General features: G+C 55.4%; 14 protein-coding genes and 3 pseudogenes. 13 read left to right on the top strand and 4 right to left on the bottom strand.

Features of this window, described 5'->3' with window-relative positions; all coding sequences use genetic code 11:
* Positions 1 to 6: 6 nt before the first annotated feature.
* From I9H09_RS18205 to I9H09_RS18225, 5 genes are all read left to right on the top strand, one after another.
* Complete coding sequence (locus I9H09_RS18205) at positions 7 to 879, top strand: TauD/TfdA dioxygenase family protein (protein ID WP_122347315.1); 873 nt, start codon at positions 7 to 9, stop codon at positions 877 to 879.
* Positions 876 to 1,907, top strand: a complete 1,032-nt coding sequence (locus tag I9H09_RS18210) for a hydroxyacid dehydrogenase (protein WP_122347314.1) — start codon at positions 876 to 878, stop codon at positions 1,905 to 1,907. Before I9H09_RS18205 ends, I9H09_RS18210 begins: the two co-directional genes overlap by 4 nt.
* A gap of 15 nt (positions 1,908 to 1,922) precedes the next feature.
* Entirely contained in the window at positions 1,923 to 2,345 is a 423-nt protein-coding gene (locus tag I9H09_RS18215; RefSeq protein WP_122347313.1) for a DoxX family protein, read from the top strand.
* Between the two features lie 66 nt (positions 2,346 to 2,411).
* Positions 2,412 to 3,920: a UbiD family decarboxylase gene (locus I9H09_RS18220; RefSeq protein ID WP_122347312.1), complete on the top strand. Its 1,509-nt coding sequence runs from the start codon at positions 2,412 to 2,414 to the stop codon at positions 3,918 to 3,920.
* Positions 3,907 to 4,473, top strand: a complete 567-nt coding sequence (locus I9H09_RS18225; protein WP_122347311.1) for a UbiX family flavin prenyltransferase — start codon at positions 3,907 to 3,909, stop codon at positions 4,471 to 4,473. Before I9H09_RS18220 ends, I9H09_RS18225 begins: the two co-directional genes overlap by 14 nt.
* Before the next feature lie 170 nt (positions 4,474 to 4,643).
* Here I9H09_RS18225 and I9H09_RS18230 read toward each other — a convergent pair whose 3' ends face one another.
* Positions 4,644 to 6,017 carry a DHA2 family efflux MFS transporter permease subunit gene (locus I9H09_RS18230; RefSeq protein WP_122347310.1) on the bottom strand — a complete coding sequence of 458 codons (1,374 nt, stop codon included), beginning with the start codon at positions 6,015 to 6,017 and terminating at the stop codon, positions 4,644 to 4,646.
* A 100-nt stretch (positions 6,018 to 6,117) separates the two neighbouring features.
* Here I9H09_RS18230 and I9H09_RS18235 point away from each other — a divergent pair, with 100 nt between their 5' ends.
* From I9H09_RS18235 to I9H09_RS18250, 4 genes are all read left to right on the top strand, one after another.
* Positions 6,118 to 7,044: a LysR family transcriptional regulator gene (locus I9H09_RS18235; protein ID WP_183142464.1), complete on the top strand. Its 927-nt coding sequence runs from the start codon at positions 6,118 to 6,120 to the stop codon at positions 7,042 to 7,044.
* A 155-nt stretch (positions 7,045 to 7,199) separates the two neighbouring features.
* The gene (gstA, locus tag I9H09_RS18240) at positions 7,200 to 7,811 is read left to right on the top strand and encodes a glutathione transferase GstA (RefSeq protein WP_122347309.1); all 612 of its coding nucleotides are present in this window, start codon (positions 7,200 to 7,202) and stop codon (positions 7,809 to 7,811) included.
* Between the two features lie 67 nt (positions 7,812 to 7,878).
* A complete protein-coding gene (locus tag I9H09_RS18245; RefSeq protein ID WP_122347308.1) occupies positions 7,879 to 8,250 on the top strand; it encodes a Rid family hydrolase in 372 nt (123 codons plus the stop codon).
* A complete protein-coding gene (locus tag I9H09_RS18250; protein WP_122347307.1) occupies positions 8,240 to 8,644 on the top strand; it encodes a nuclear transport factor 2 family protein in 405 nt (134 codons plus the stop codon). The genes I9H09_RS18245 and I9H09_RS18250 overlap by 11 nt, the downstream gene beginning before the upstream one ends.
* Before the next feature lie 239 nt (positions 8,645 to 8,883).
* Here I9H09_RS18250 and I9H09_RS18255 read toward each other — a convergent pair.
* A protein-coding gene (locus I9H09_RS18255; RefSeq protein ID WP_122346372.1) for an IS3 family transposase occupies positions 8,884 to 10,046 on the bottom strand; the annotation gives its coding sequence in 2 pieces (ribosomal slippage) (positions 8,884 to 9,791 and positions 9,791 to 10,046; 1,164 coding nt in all).
* A gap of 210 nt (positions 10,047 to 10,256) precedes the next feature.
* Here I9H09_RS18255 and I9H09_RS18260 point away from each other — a divergent pair.
* From I9H09_RS18260 to I9H09_RS18275, 4 genes and pseudogenes are all read left to right on the top strand, one after another.
* Positions 10,257 to 10,985 (top strand): annotated as a pseudogene (locus I9H09_RS18260) (IS630 family transposase); the annotation flags it as partial.
* Between the two features lie 45 nt (positions 10,986 to 11,030).
* A protein-coding gene (locus tag I9H09_RS18265) for an IS3 family transposase (protein WP_183136713.1) occupies positions 11,031 to 12,253 on the top strand; the annotation gives its coding sequence in 2 pieces (ribosomal slippage) (positions 11,031 to 11,382 and positions 11,382 to 12,253; 1,224 coding nt in all).
* 30 nt (positions 12,254 to 12,283) lie between these two features.
* Positions 12,284 to 12,646 (top strand): annotated as a pseudogene (locus tag I9H09_RS18270) (transposase); the annotation flags it as partial.
* Between the two features lie 244 nt (positions 12,647 to 12,890).
* Positions 12,891 to 13,136: pseudogene (locus I9H09_RS18275) on the top strand (IS3 family transposase); the annotation flags it as partial.
* A gap of 129 nt (positions 13,137 to 13,265) precedes the next feature.
* Here I9H09_RS18275 and I9H09_RS18280 read toward each other — a convergent pair.
* Together I9H09_RS18280 and I9H09_RS18285 are read right to left on the bottom strand one after the other, a co-directional pair.
* A complete protein-coding gene (locus I9H09_RS18280) occupies positions 13,266 to 13,757 on the bottom strand; it encodes a hypothetical protein (protein ID WP_122347579.1) in 492 nt (163 codons plus the stop codon).
* On the bottom strand, positions 13,750 to 15,795 hold the full coding sequence (locus I9H09_RS18285; RefSeq protein ID WP_236502658.1) for a site-specific integrase: 2,046 nt from the start codon (positions 15,793 to 15,795) through the stop codon (positions 13,750 to 13,752). The genes I9H09_RS18280 and I9H09_RS18285 overlap by 8 nt, the downstream gene beginning before the upstream one ends.
* Positions 15,796 to 15,985 lie beyond the last annotated feature (190 nt).

A 15,985-nucleotide genomic window follows, 5' to 3' on the forward strand; every position in this document is an offset into this window, starting at 1 on the left:
CTCAACATGAAGCGAACGGATCTGGCGCAAAGCTTCGTCACGTCGGTGGCGGATTTCGATATCAACACGGCTTCCCTGGAGGAGATTCGTGCCATTCAGGAGTTGGTATACGAACGCAAAGTGGTGGCACTGAAAAACCAGACGTTGACCCGTGAGGGTTATCAACAGTTCGCAGCGTGCTTCGGGGAACTCGAACAGTTCAAGCTCAAGAGTTACCACGACCCGGCGTATCCGAACATTTTGGTAATCAACAACCGCAACGGAGCAGGCGCGGTCGGTGCGCGCAAGCTCGGCAATATGTGGCACAGCGACTCCAGCTACTTGGCCGAGCCACTGCCACTGACCATGCTGCATGCGCAACAGATTCCCGAAGCGGGTGGCGATACGCTGTTCGTGGATATGCAGTCGGTGTATGACGATCTGCCGAAGGATCTGTACGAGCGGGTCAACAATCGTCAGGCGGTACATGACGTGCGCTGGACTTACAAAGTCAAGGAAGACGATATCGGGGAGTCGATCCAGGAAATCTTCATTCGCCTGGAGCAGACCTTCCCGGCCAGCACCCACCCAACGGTTGCCGTGCATCCGCGCACACAGCGCGAAAGCCTCTACGTTAACCCGGGCTACACCACGCGCATCAACGGTTACTCGCAAGAGCAAAGTCGGGCGTTGCTTGATGAGCTGTTTGCGTTTGCCCTGACGCCGGAGCGGATTTTCAACTACCAGTGGGAGCCCAACGACCTGCTGATCTGGGATAACCGTTCGGTGCTGCACTGCGCTACCGAGCTGTCGCGGGATGCCCAGCGGGTGATGTTCCGCATCGGCGTCAATGACGGCGAGTTCTTTGCCCGGAACGCGGTACAGGAGCACGTCGCATGAACAAGAAGCGCGTACTGATCGCCCATATCCTGGGTGCCGAAGGCAAGCAAATGCTGCGCGAGCGTGACGACATTGAAGTGGTGGAGTTTCCTAACACCATCGAGCAGGGCCAGTTCCAGGCCTTGCTCGAGAGCTTCGATGCAGTGCACGGCGTGGTTCTCGGCCTGACCCGATTCGGCACCTGCGAGTTGCAACGCGCTCCGGGTTTGCAGGTGGTGTCGCGAATCGGCGTCGGCTTCGACGCGGTCGATATCCCGGCGATGACCGAGGCCACGATTCCAGTGATGGTCTGCGCCAATGCCAATCACCGGGCAGTGGCGGAGCACACCTTGGGCTTCATGCTGTCCCTGGCGAAACGTACCGAGGCGCTTACCCATCTGGTGCGCAACGGCAATTGGCATCAGCGCTACGACTACCTGCCCAGTGAACTGGAAGGCCGCGAAGTGCTGCTCGTCGGTTGCGGGCGGATTGGCGCCCGTGTTGCCACGCTCCTCGTGGCGCTGGGGATGCGGGTCAAGGTGTACGACCCGTACCTCGCCCCACGGCAGTTGCCCCACGGCGTGGAGCCGGTTGCCGTGCTGGAAAACGGATTGGCGAGCGCCGATTACGTCAGCCTGCACTGCCCGAAGACCGCCGAAACGGTCGGTTTGCTGTCCACCGAGCGTTTGGCCCTGATGAAACCCCAGGCGTATGTGATCAATACCGCACGTGGCGGCATCGTCGACGAGCAGGCGCTTTATCAGGCACTGGTCGAAAAACGCATCGCCGGCGCCGCGCTGGACGTGTTCCTGCCAGAGCCGCCGTCCCACGGCAGCGGTCTGCCCAGCCTCGACAACGTTGTCTGCTCGCCGCACCTGGCCGGGGTTTCCCGCGAGGCAGTGAGCCGCATGGCGAAACTGGCCGCCGGCAACGTACTCGACGTTTTCGACGCTCAACCAAACCACGAAAACGCGGTGAACCCACAGGTGTTCGATCGATCGTTTTTTCTGGCTGACACAGACTCCACCGCCATCCCTTACCCAATCTGACTTGTGAGCAATGGAATGTACTTACGCTATCAGCTGTTCGATGACCAACGCGACGCACTGATCCTCGTGGCACGGATCATGATTCTGATCCTGTACGGCTACTTCGGCTTTACCTATGTCACCGACCACGGCAGCTTCGTGACCTACCTCAAATCGGTGGACGCGCCGATCCCGGAGTTCACCGCGATCGTCGCCACCCTCGTCGAATTCTTCGGCGGACTGGCCCTGCTGTTCGGCTTCTGGACCCGGCCCATCGCAGCGATTTTCGTGCTGTACACCATCGGCACCGGGATCATCGGTCATGCGTTCTGGAACACCACCAATCCGGCCGATCATCACACGCTGTTCGTGCACTTCTTCAAGAACGTGAGCATCGCCGGCGGTTTCCTTTTCCTCTGCCTGTTGGGGCCTGGAAAGTACTCGATCGACAAACGTTGATCTGCTGACGGCGGGTACAGAAATGCGTCCGCCGTTTTTTCTATTCAGTCCCCACGGATACCCAAGATGAACGAATTGATTGAACCGGTTGCCGACCTTCGAGACTGGCTGGCGCGGGCCGAGAAGATCGGCGAACTGCAGACCGTCTCGCAAGCCGTCGACCCGATTGAAGAAATGAGCGCCATCACTTATCTGGTGGCCCGCCAAACCGCCTCGCCTGCGGTGCTCTTCGACCAAGCGGACTCGCCGCTGGGCTTGCGTCATTTGTGGAACATCTTCGGCCCGAGCGTGGCGCGCACCGCGATCACGCTTGAAGAGGCACCGGATACGCCGACCATGGAACTGATCCGGCGCACCAAAGACAAGCTCAAACAGAGCATCGCCCCGCTTGAAATCTCGGCTGAAGCCGCGCCGATCTACCAGAACACCCTCACCGGCAACGACATCGACCTTACCCGCCTGCCAATCCCCAAACACTGGCCAAGGGATGGCGGCGCCTACGCCGGTACGGCGGATGCGGTGTTTACCCGGGATCTGGAATCCGGCTACTTGAACGTCGGCACTTATCGAATGATGATCCAGGGTCCCCGTGAGGTCGGCCTGTCGCTGGCACCGGGCAAGGATGCCCTGCGCCATATCCACCAGGCGTGGGCCAGGGGAGAGGCTCTGCCCGTCGCGGCAGCCTGGGGCGTCGATCCATTGATGATGGTGGTGGGATCGCAGTCGTTGCCACCGGGCGTCAGCGAGTATGATTTTGCCGGTGGCATCAAGGGCAAACCCGTTGAAGTGGTGCGCGCGAAAAACTCCGACCTGCTGATTCCTGCCGCAGCGGAGATTGTCATTGAGGGCGTCATTCGCCCGGGCTCGACCCGTGAAGAAGGGCCTTTCGGCGAATTCACCGGCTACTACGGCTACAAGGACATCGATTGCCCGCTGATCGAAGTCACCGCCCTGCACTACCGCACCCGGCCGATTCTGACCAACGCGCTGATGGCCGATTTTCCCTCGAACGAGCAAAGCGCGTTTTTTTCCACCATCCGCTCGGCTAAGATCTGGAGCGACCTCGACAAGCTAGGAATCCAGGGCATTAAAGGGGTGTATTGCCCACCCGCCGCTGCCGGGGCCTTCGGCATGATTGTCATCAGTCTTGAACAGAAATACGCCGGGCATGCCGCACAAGCCCTGGCGCTCGCCAGTCAGGTGCCCGGCGGCGCCTACATCAGCAAATGGATCGTCGCGGTGGATGAGGACGTCGATCCCACCGACATGAATCAGGTGCTGTGGGCCATGGCCACGCGCGCCACGCCCAGCGATGACATCGACATTCTGCGTAACACCCGCGGCTCGCCGCTGGATCCGGCACAGAATCCGCCGGAGAAGCGTTTCTTCGGCTCCAAGGCCTTGATCAACGCCTGCAAGGATTACCGCAACATTCGCAACTTCCCGACTCGCACCCTGTTGCGCCCATCAGTCTATGAACGCGTGCGCGAGCGCTGGAACGATTTGGGTCTGCCGGGCGAAGCGCCGGTGATCAACGCATTCGACAACGCGGTGGATTCCCATGAGCAGCCCTGAACGCCGCATCGTGGTCGGCATCAGCGGTGCCAGTGGCGTGATTTACGGCGTGCGCGCCCTGGTGCTGCTGCGCGAGCTGGGGCTCGCCACTCACTTGATCATGACCAAATCGGCTCAAGTCACGCTGGCCCATGAACTCGACATGAAAGTGGCAGATGTCAAAGCTCTTGCCAGCGTTGTGCACGATCCGGCTGACATCGGCGCATCGATTTCCAGTGGCTCGTTCAAGACCCTGGGCATGGTGGTGACCCCTTGTTCGATCAAGAGTCTTTCGGAAATTTCCAGCGGCATCACCGGCAGCCTACTCAGTCGCGCCGCCGACGTGACGCTCAAGGAGCGCCGACCATTGGTTCTGATGGTCCGGGAAACGCCGTTGCATCTTGGACACCTGCGCAGCATGACCCAGATCTGTGAGATGGGCGGCATCGTGATGCCGCCGGTACCGGCGTTTTACGCCCGGCCGCAATCCATCGAGGACATGGTCGATCACACGGTTGGCCGCATGCTCGATCTATTGGGACTGGACACCGGCAAGGTACGCCGCTGGGGTTGAACATTGCTGTTGGCTGCATCTTCGGCAAGCGTGCTTCGGCGCCTTGCCGAATCGCTCTTTCACAACCTGAAGCCACGCAACAACGTTGTGTCTGCCTGCCTGCTCCACATGGGGCAGGCAACGCAACATCTATTCATTGAAACACTCACCGGTTAGCTTCGGCGCGCCAGTCAGCATTCCCTCACGACATCGACTTCGTCGGTGTACAGCCGCAGCACGGTCAACAGGCTGGCGGCAAAGAACGACAGGGCAATGATCGATAAGGCGCCGGTGGCGCGCCCCGACTCTCCGAGCGAAGCGCCGAGCAAGGCAATACCGGTCACTCCTCCACATTGGCGCGCGGCATTGAGTACCCCGGAACCGACGCCGACCTTGCCGCTTGGCACACTCGCCAGACAAGCGCCGACGATGACCGGCAAGGTCGCACCGCCCAGCCCGATCAACAGCCCGCCGAGTACCAGACTGACGCGATCCATACCGTACAGCGCCAACAATGCCGCCCCGAGTGCTCCACAAAGCATACCGGCGGCACCGACTGAACGGGCACCGAAGGCATTCGACAACCGCCCCGAGAGCGTTGCCATGCCGCCGGTCGCAATCGTCATTGGGATCATTGCCAGACCGATCTCCACCGGCGTCCGGCCCTGCCCCTGCAATGCGAACGGCAGCACGAACAGGCTGCCGTAATACGCCAGGGTTTGCAGAAACCCGGCGCCAATGGCGGCGGAAAAGGTTCTGGACTCGAACAGATTCAGCGGCAGCATCGGTTCACGCTGCGTCTGCTGCGAATAGATAAACGCCGCGCCCGAAACCAGCGCCACCAGCAACGTAACGATGACCCAGGCGTTGTCCCAGCCCCACCCCGGGCCTTCAATCAGGGCAAAGATCAACGACACCAGCGCCAGCGCCGAAAGCATCTGTCCCGCCCAGTCAATCGAACGCGGCTGGATGGCAAGGCGACTGCTGCGTACCACGCAACAGCCCAGGGCAATCAGGCAGAACGGTACGTTCAGATAAAAAATCGAACGCCAGTCGACCAGTTCCACCAGCATGCCGCCCAACAACGGACCGCTCACCAGCGCGAGTGCCGAGATCCCGCCCCAAAGGGCCACAGCCTTGGCTCGCGCCTTGGGGTCGGGATACGCCTCGACCAGCAGTGCCATGGAACTGGGCAGCATCAGTGCCGCACCGATGCCTTGAATGGCCCGCGCGGCAATTAGTTCAACAACGCCTTGGGCCAATCCGCAGGCCAGCGATGAACTCGTAAAAACCAACAGGGCAAACAGGAACACTTTCTTGGCCCCCAGACGATCACTCAACGCACCGGCCGACAACAGCAGGCTCGCAAACACCAGGGTGTAGGCGCCGGCGATCCATTGCAGCCGATCCATACCCGTTGCCAAGTCACGCCCGATGCTCGGCAGCGCCACGTTCAGCGCTGTGACATCCAGCGCAACCATGAACGAACTCAACGCCACGCTCACCAGAACAGGCGCCGCCGAGGCGGGTCTCGCCGCCAGATCCATTGACAGGATTTTGCCCATTTTCCAACACCTCACTGTGTACTCAGGGGCGATCCTGAGGCTGTGCAGGTGCTTCGTAAAATTAAATCTCGATTAGCCAAACATAAGAGGAACTACTGAGATGATGAACCTGATGCATTGGCGCCTGCTCGTCGCCGTGGCTGACGCCGAAAATGTTTCCCGCGCCGCCGAGCGTTATGGCATTACCCAGTCGGGCGCAAGCCAGGCCCTAACGCAGATGGAGGAAGCGTTGGGCGTAAAAGTATTCGTGCGCGACCGCCGTCAGACTACCGCGACGGCGATCGGGCAGCAGATCATCGACCGCGCACGACGCATGCTCAGCGAGTTCGAATCAATCCAGAACCTGGTAGATGCATCGCGCGGATGCCATCTGGGGCGGATCAAACTCGCAAGTTTTCCATCCGTGTTCGCCAACCTGCTGCCGCCGCTACTGCAAAGCTTCAGCCGGCTGCACCCCGGCATCGAAATCGTCTCGCTCGAAGGCACCGATGAAGAAGTCGAACAATGGCTGACCAACAGCAGCATCGACCTGGGCGTCGTGATGAATCCCTGCCCTTCCCGTGGTGCGCTGTTGCTGGGCCGCGACTCCTGGGTGGCGGCAGTCCCCGCGAACCATGACCTAGCCCGCAAATCCTCGGCCAGCACTGTCGCGCTCAAGGATCTGGTGGAAGAGCCTTTCATCCTCGCGACCGGCGGCTGCTACCTCAATGGTCAGTCACTGGTCGAGCGCGAAGGACTCAAGCTCAACGACATCAAGATCACCGTGCGCGACTGGACCACGGCATTTGCGTTGATCAGTGAAGGCATGGGCATTTCGATCGTACCGGCCTCGACACTACCGGTTGATCGCCGGGGAATGCGGATCTTCGAATTGAGCAAACCGATCTATCGTGAGTTCGGCCTGGTTTGCTCACCCGCCGGCGAACACACGCCTTCTGCCCAGGCGTTTCTCAATGAAATCCGCAAGTCGACCCTCGGCAGCGACATCCCGATGACGGTTCGCAGTACTGAAGCGAAAGTCGCCTGAATGGACATAAGAGTACCTAATGATGGGCACATAAGATCGTAATTTTACCGTTCGATGACATGACACCAATATGTCTGGAACGAGGTTCACAGCCGTTTCAGGCCAGGAACGGCAACACATTCGGGTAAGCGTTGCCCGCTTATAAGGAGATCCCCATGAAACTGTACTTTGCCCCCATGACCTGCTCCCTGTCGCCGCACATCGTGTTGCGTGAGCTAGGCCTGCCTTTCGAACTGATCCGAGTCAACAACAAGACCAAAGCCACGGCAGACGGCCGTGATTTCCGAGACCTCAACCCAAAGGGATACGTTGCCGCACTGGTGCTGGATAACGGCCAGGTACTGACCGAAGGGCCAGCCATCGTCCAGTACCTGGCCGATCAAGTTCCGGGCAATTCCCTGGCACCGGCCAACGGCACCTGGGAGCGCACTCGTCTGCAGGAACTGCTGAACTTCATCACCTCGGAAATCCATGGTGGCAGCGCGCCCTTGTTCAATGCTGATATTCCTGAGTCCACCAAAGAAATTTTCCGGCAGAAACTGTTCAAGCGCCTGGACTACCTGAACAAGGGCCTAGTGAACAAAGACTACCTGCTGGGCGCCTTCGGCCTGGCCGATGCCTACCTGTTCACCGTGCTGAAGTGGCTGCCGTTCTTCAATATCGATGTCAAGGACTGGCCGGAACTGGCGTCGTTCATGCAGCGCATCGAAGCACGTCCCAGCGTGCAAGCCGCCATTGCCGCGGAAGAGGCAACGCAGCCGGTTTAATCACGGATGACAGAAGCCGGTCGATGCTGGCTTCTGCCTCACTTCAACCTGGATGAAGTCCTCCCCTATGCACACAATTGAACGCGTCCCGAGCGGCCACGCAGGACGTAGCCGTTCCTGCGCCTACGCCAACATCATTTATACCGTGGCAACTTCTGCGGACACCTCACTGGACATCGCCGGCCAGACTCACCTCGCCCTGGCCGCGTTGAGCACCAGCCTCGAAGGCCTTGGCTCTCACGCCTCGCGCATGCTCTCGGCCCAGGTGCTGCTGGCAGACATGGGCAGCAAACCCGTGGTCGATGAAATCTGGGCCAAGTGGATCGGCGACAACCCGCAGCACTGGCCCCAGCGCGCCTGTTACGGCGTCGATCTGGGCGGCAAACTGCTGATCGAAATCATCGTTACGGCGGCGCAAGGAACGGCTGATGACGCATAACGATCAAATCGACCTGGTGATCCGCACCTGCGAAGCACAACGCAGTGCCGCGATGCTCGGCGGTCATCTGGATATCTTCAGCTACCTGTTCCACCCGGACCTGACCTACATCCACGCCAGCGGTGTGGTCGACGATCTCAAGAGCTACCTTGAGAAATGCCGCTCCCGGGAGTTCATCTATCACACCCTCAACCATCAAATCGACAAAGTGACCCGGGTGGGTGAAATGGCGATCGCGTTTGGCGAGATGTTCACCACCGTCACCTCCGGGGGCGTGCGAAAACTTCTGCACAACCGAACGCTCACAGCGTGGCAGAAAACCGATGAACAATGGCAACTGCTGGTCTATCAAGCGACGCCGCTCAAGCCGGCCGTGGTGCTTGAGGCAACGTAAGCGATTCGGCGCGCGCCAGCGCTCAATCGCGTAAAACAAAAAAGCCCTGCACGCATCTGGCGTGCAGGGCTGATTTCTTTTGAGGATCAGATTCGCACTGTGCCGCCATTGAGCCTCGTGCTGAAGGAACCAAAGCTTCTCGTTCCAGGGTCGATCTCCCTGTGCAGTTAGGTGCTGGCCGGCCAAGGTCAATTATTTCCAACTCAGCGCAGACATTGCACAGGGTGGTATTGTAGTGGTCAACTGATCCCGGACACGACGTTAAGTTTTTTCTCGTACTGAGCGGGTGCCAGTCCATTATTGAACTGGTGTGGCCGAACCCAGTTGTAGCGATGCATCAGATAATGACTGATATCCCGCTGTGCCTCTTGGGCCGTCATGTAGCCCACGGCGGGTATCCACTCGGTTTTCAAGCTGCGGAATACACGCTCCATCGGCGAGTTGTCGTAGCAATTACCTCGGCGACTCATGCTCTGGCGCATGCGGTATCGCCAAAGCCGCTGGCGAAACTGTCGGCTCCCATATTGGGAGCCCTGATCTGAGTGAAACAGCAGGCCCTGAGGCTTGCCGCGTTGCTCATAAGCCATGTCCAGCGCCTTGATGACCAAGTCCGTGTCCGGTTTGTTTGAAAACGCCCAGCCCACCACCCGACGCGCATAAAGATCCATAACCACCGCCAGGTAATGCCATTTTCCTTGCGCCCAGATGTAGGTGATGTCGCCACACCAAACCTGATTGGGCGCGGGTACATCGAACTGCCGATTCAAAATGTTCGGAATGTCAGGCCTCTCCACTGTTGCTTTTTTATAAGCATGAGAGCCAGGTTGCTTGCTGATTAATCCCAGTTCCCGCATCAGGCCACGTACCTTGAACCGGCCAATTTGCTCGCCATCTTCCTGCAATACCGAAACGATACTGCGGCTGCCAGCAGCGCTTCGACTTTGCCCGAACAGCTCATTGACTCGACTGAGTAAACGAACCCGCTCGGTGTCTGGAGCCCGACGCCGCTGGCAATGGTCGTAGTAGCACGAGCGAGGTGTCTCGAACATCTCGCACAGCAATTCGATCGGCTCATGGGCACCTAGCTGATCGATCAGCGCAAGCGCTCGTGTTCTTCCGACATCAAGAGCGCGGTAGCCTTTTTTAAAATGGATTTCTCCCGCTCAAGACGAGCGATGCGCGCTTCCAGCTCCTGAATTTTCTGCTGCTCGGGCGTCAGGGCTTTGCTCTGAGGCGTCACGCCATTGCGCTCCTGCTGGAGCTGGCTAACCCAGCGACGCAGCGCAGACTCGACCACTCCAAGCGAGCGAGAAGCTTCGACATGGCTATAACCTTGATCGAGCACGAGGCCTGCGGCCTCACGTTTGAATTCAGCGGAGAAGGTACGGCGTTGCTTGGTCATCAGACACCTCTATATCTGGCGATATTCTCGCCTAAATGAGTGTCCGGAATCATTAGACCACTACAGTCGCGGCAAACGCGACATTGCCTAGAGGGAATCACGACAATTTCGACGGCAAGTTCTGCTGCCCTCTAGTGTGCTGTTCGCGAAATAGCTTTTCGTTATTTTCGGCTACACTTCAGATGCCATCCCAGCCTTGGAGAGCTTATCGTGAGCGCTCTGGACATCACGCTTAGCCCTGAAGAAACGATCGAACTCAAACGGCGCGTTCGCTCTGCCACCATCCCTCAGCGAGAAGGTCGGCGAGCCCGCATAATCTTGCTGGCTGCCGAAGGCGAAACCCGAGACAACATTGCACGGTTGACGGGCTTTTCCTGCCCAACAATCACGCTCTGGTGTCAGCGTTTCCAAGCACACCGACTGGATGGACTGGTCGATGAGCCTGGGCGTGGACGCAAGTCATCGTTGCCTGAGGAAACGGTTCGCCGGGTCTTGGAACAGGTCACCCGACCCCGCATCGGAGAACCGCGCTGGAGCTGTCGGAGCATGGCAAGGGCAGCGGGTATTTCCTCGACCACCGTCCATAAGTTGTGGGCTGCCAATGATTTAAAGCCTCACCTGACGCGCACATTCAAGTTGTCCAACGATCCGCAGTTTGAGGAGAAATTCTGGGATGTGATCGGGCTCTATCTGGCTCCGCCGGACAAGGCTTTGGTGTTGTGCTGCGATGAGAAAAGTCAGGTTCAGGCATTGGAGCGAACACAGCCGGGTTTACCTTTGGGCATCGGCCATATCCAGACTAAATCCCATGATTACACCCGCCATGGCACGGTTACGTTATTCGCCGCACTGGATTACCTCCAAGGGAAATTGATCAGCAGCATCGAGCGTCAGCACCGGCATCAAGAGTGGCTGGCCTTTCTCAAGAAGATGTCCCGTCCTGAATAAGGTTTACACCTTCTGAACTTTCCTCAGGAGGACTCAATGGATTCGGGTAAAAGGCGCAGCCAGCGCGATTACACGCTAGCCTTTAAATTATCGGTCGTAGATCAAGTTGAAAAAGGCGAGTTGAGTTATAAAGAAGCCCAACGACGCTATGGCATCCAAGGCCGGTCGACGGTGCTGGTCTGGTTACGAAAGCACGGTCGACAGGATTGGAGCCAAGGCGCATCAATTCGAGAGCAGAGGAGCAGGTCCATGACCGAGCCAACCCTCCCGCCGACACCCGAGCAGCGGATTAAAGAGCTTGAAGAACAGCTGGCGCTGAGCAACCAGAAGGCTCAGTTCTTTGAAGCCGTCGTCAACGTTCTGAAAAATGACTACGGCGTTTCTGTCGTAAAAAAGCGACCCGGCAAGTCCTCTCGCAAGGGCAAATCCAAGACCTGAGCATTACCAGGGCTTGCCTGTTCATGGGGATTTCGCGCCAAGCGTATTACAAGCGTAATCGCGCTTTTGACGCGAGGGTCTGCCGAGACCAAGAGGTGGTGGACTTCGTTTTGGAAAAGCGGCGTCGCCAGCCCAGGCTGGGAACGCGCAAGCTGCACTACTTGATGAGCGTCGAAGCTCCTGCGTCGTTGTGCGTGGGTAGAGATCGTATGTTTACCATCCTTCGTGATGCGCGCGAGCTGGTTCCGCGCAAACGGGCTTATCACAAGACCACTCATAGCCATCATCGCTTCCGTCGCCACCCCAACCTGCTCAAAGCAGGTCCGCAACAAGTCGTGGCCCATGGACCCGAACAGGTCTGGGTTGCAGACATAACTTACCTGCCTACGCAGGAAAGCGTGGCCTACATGAGCCTTGTAACAGATGCGTACTCACGCAAGATCGTTGGCCATCACGTGCATGAAAGCCTGCATGCCCAATCGGTGATAAAGGCACTGGAAAAAGCGGTAGGAGAGCGAAAAACCGATCAGATGCTGATTCATCATTCAGATCGCGGCGTCCAGTACTGTTCCGATCTCTATCAGCAGCTGCATACCAGGCATGGAATCCGGTGCTCGATGACGGATGGCTATGACTGCTATCAGAACGCTATGGCCGAGCGAGTAAACGGGATTTTGAAGACCGAGTTTCTACTCCGTCGCCCTAAAGACTTGGCAGATGCAGTGAAAATGGTTGATGAATCAGTGCAGATCTACAATGGGGAGCGGCCACACTTAGCTCTGAAATACAAAACGCCCGATGCGGTGCATCGGGCATTTTGAGCGTGAAACAGGTGTAAACCTATTTCAGGACTAGACAAGATCAATAAAGAAACGCCCAAGCACCTCCAGCTTCATCTGATCGTCGATAACTACGCTACCCACAAGCATGCCGCAGTGAAAGCCTGGCTGGCGAAGCATCCGCGTTTTCATATTCATTTCACACCAACCTCCAGCTCTTGGATGAACATGGTTGAGCGCTTCTTTCGAGACATTACCGTGTACTTGCGTGACGGCAGCTTTGCCTCCGTGCGTGAGTTAGAAAGCTCCATCACAACGTTCATGGCGTTACGCAATGCTCAGCCGACCCGATACGTTTGGAACGCAAAGGGAGAAGATATTTTGAACAAAATTCAACGTGCGCGTGAGGTGCTTGAAGCCGCGCAAGGAAAGTAAGCTATTTCGAAAACAGCACACTAGATTCGAAAGCTGCGTCGAGGACGCTACCCATTTGTCATCACTGTGTCCACCGTACGCCCCTAGACATTTTCTGCCCGTAAGGACAGGTTGCCTTAGGTCGAAAGCTGTGCGTCGTGGAGTCAGCGCTGCGACTCTTCGACAAATAGTGGTACAAAACTGAGGCTATGACGACATGGATAGAGGCGAATGAATAAGCTGAGTCCCGATGTGCGTGAAGACTGATGCGAAGCTGATTCGTTCGATGTCGCGCAAAGGCTGCTCACCTGACAACGCGGCTTGTGAAGGTTTCTTCGGCCGACTGAAAACGGAGCTGTTCAATCCTCGCAACTGGCAGTCAACGAGCATCGAGCAGTTCATTCAGAACTTGAATTCATACATTCGCTGGTACAACGAAAAACGTATAAAGATTTCCCTCAGCGCGCTCAGTCCCATTGAGTATCGTGAAAGCCTAGTCTTAACGGCATAACCAGTCCAAGTTTTTTCGCATCCCCCATGCCCATGGCATAAGAATGAGTCTGCACACACTGTTCTAATATTCGAAATTCTGCTTAGGTGGAGCTAATGCCGATGTGCACTGATAACAAAATCACAGCCACTATCTCAATTTTATCGGAACTATAACTTTGGCCTCAAATTTTTCTAATGCTGCGCGCAGAGACGCATTTTCTAGTCTTAGGTCGTCATAGATATTGGAGAGATGATCATACTTAGCTTTCATGGAAATTAAATCCAGCTCTGTTTTATGATGAGAATTCGAAAGTGCCAAATACCTGCTCTTCCATGCAGACGCTAACTCAGATGCATTACGACGACTGGAGCTCCGCTTTGAAATATTATTTAATTTTTCCAACCATTCATCTATCGAATCGCTCAGTATAGAATGCTGTACAGCAAAAATTGTAGTTTTACCCAACCCTGCACGGCGGCACAACTCGCTTTTACTAAGCCGTCCATTATTAGCTAAATAAAAACCGCCAGAAGCCTGTATTTCTTGCTCAATTTCTACCATGGCGGCCAGAATTCTTGTCCTGACACCCAGAGTACGTAGAGCCCCATTCTTCACGGCCGCATCCTTATAGTTACTCACATGCCAACTCCAGAGAAGTGATCAACCGCCTATACTCAACAAGATCAGATTCAGAAATCTCAATACCTTCAAATCTCGAAAGCTCGTTGGAACATTGGTCAAGAATATTGGACAGCAAAAGTAAATTTCCCGACGCATGGGCGTCTGAGCCCTGCGCCAAAAGAGCAGAAAAAACTAACTCAACATCTCGCCGTGCCAACCTATCTTCAATTCGACTCACACAATCACTACCACAATTACAAGGTGTAAATGACTTCCCAGGTTTGATGCAGATAACTCCGGGACGTATTATCCGATACCCCTCACCATTGAGGCTAAGAAGCGTGGCCAACTCTAAAGTGGTCTTATCATTCCATTGTTCACCGGCCGACGAAACTTCCCTATTTTTAGCTCTAATCGCCGCCATAACTGATGGCATCGCTCCACCGCCATAGCCGGCGTAGGTTCCGTCTCTGCATTCGTTAGCATCACGAACGACCTCTAAAATGTTACTGCACCTTAAAATCCTCAATTCTCGCGCAACTAAGGCAATATCGGCCTGCAACGACTTATCACTGAGCATATAGCTCAACGTTTGCTCTATGTTCTGATGTCCGAATATATTTTTGAGAACCATAGGGCTCTCTGTAATAGCAAGTGCGGCTAGCCTCGCAACAGTTTTTCTAAATCGATGAGTATGAATCCGATGCCCGCCTGGATTCGGACTAAATCCAAGTCGTTTTGCCAAGCTGATAAGCGCATGATTTGCATCAACGAGCGGATAAAACCATTCTCCTTGCCCTTTATCAGTAAGTTTCACAAATAGATAATCTAAACTAGCCGGCACAATACTTTGGCGAGCGACGTAAGCTTTCGAAATTGCTGCAACCAAATCTGACTGTTGCACAAGAAATACCGCGATGCTAGGTGGAATATTCCAAATTCGCTCTTCACCGAAATGCGACAAAACGAATTTAAAAGTTCGGCCTTTCACTCGATAAGTACCACCGCTCGTTTCTACAATTGCATCCCGACGTACAGACAACACTTCCTGACACCGGCCCCCCATTGCTATAAATAAAAGCCAGAGATGTGCCGACTGGAGGGCACCACAAAGAACTTTTAGCTCGCTAAAATCTCTTGGAGGCCATATAGTCTCGTTGTTTTTTGAGTTCTTATAAACAGACCCAAGGTTAATAATAGGTTCTAAATCTGTAGTACACTCACCCCAATCATAGCCATCTAAGACCTTCCGCACGGACTCAGCGAAAGAGTCTTGTGGGCATTTAGATACTTCCAACAATATAGCGATCACCTTGGGACCGACGAGCTCAGCCAGTGAAATAACTTTTTGCCCCATGGACGAAAGATAGCTATCGGGCAAAGGTTGCCAGGGATTTTTTCTGTCCTCGGGGCAGATCTCCGTACGCCCCCCCGCCGGATCCAACGTTCCGGAATAAAACTGTGCACTAGGACCGTCATTCCATAACCCAAGCTCTACGAGCTTATGCATTCTTCTGACTTCTAGCCGATGTAGTTGCGCCCCCTTCATATATCCATCTATCTGGGAGGTGGTGAGGCATGACACCAACCCCAACAAATCTGCGTTTTCATATCTATTTACAATACCAGCCGCTAGTATTTTCGGAATAGATGCATATAGTATATTAGCTATAGTTGTAGGATCTAAAAAATAGCCATTAGTACGCCTAGACGAACTAGGCCCAAGCCTGATCAAAAGAGCATAACGCGCCAGCCACATTTCCGCCTCATCCAGCAACGATATAAGAGCCGGCGTGGGTTGATAGCTTTCTGGAAGATGCTGTATCACTCTATCCCTAAGTATTATCGTAGCTTTCGCAGGGGTGAGAGTACGCCCAATCATTTCTTTAGGCGTCTCCCAACGACCGTAGCTATGACCATGGCCAATCATGGCTTGGAATTCGGCTATTTCTTCAGTGTGCATATGTTGTATTCGCTCCAGCACTATGCCAGAGCCGGTCCAAGCACCGTGATTAATGACATTAAGCGGCCAATCTCTCTTAGCGGTTAATCTCACTTTTGTCTCTCCGCCGATTGATAGTCAACCCAGGAACATGATGCGAGCCAGAGGATATTTTAGATCGCCATAGATTGCGAGATTGATCCACTTGCTTACGATCAAAATTACCAAGCGCATATATTCCATTTTGAAGTTCTATTTGAAAATCTGAAGACATCCACGCCTCAATTGGAATTTGAAATTTTAT

It is taken from the genome of Pseudomonas tremae (assembly GCF_023278125.1).
GTDB classification, from domain to species: domain Bacteria; phylum Pseudomonadota; class Gammaproteobacteria; order Pseudomonadales; family Pseudomonadaceae; genus Aquipseudomonas; species Aquipseudomonas tremae.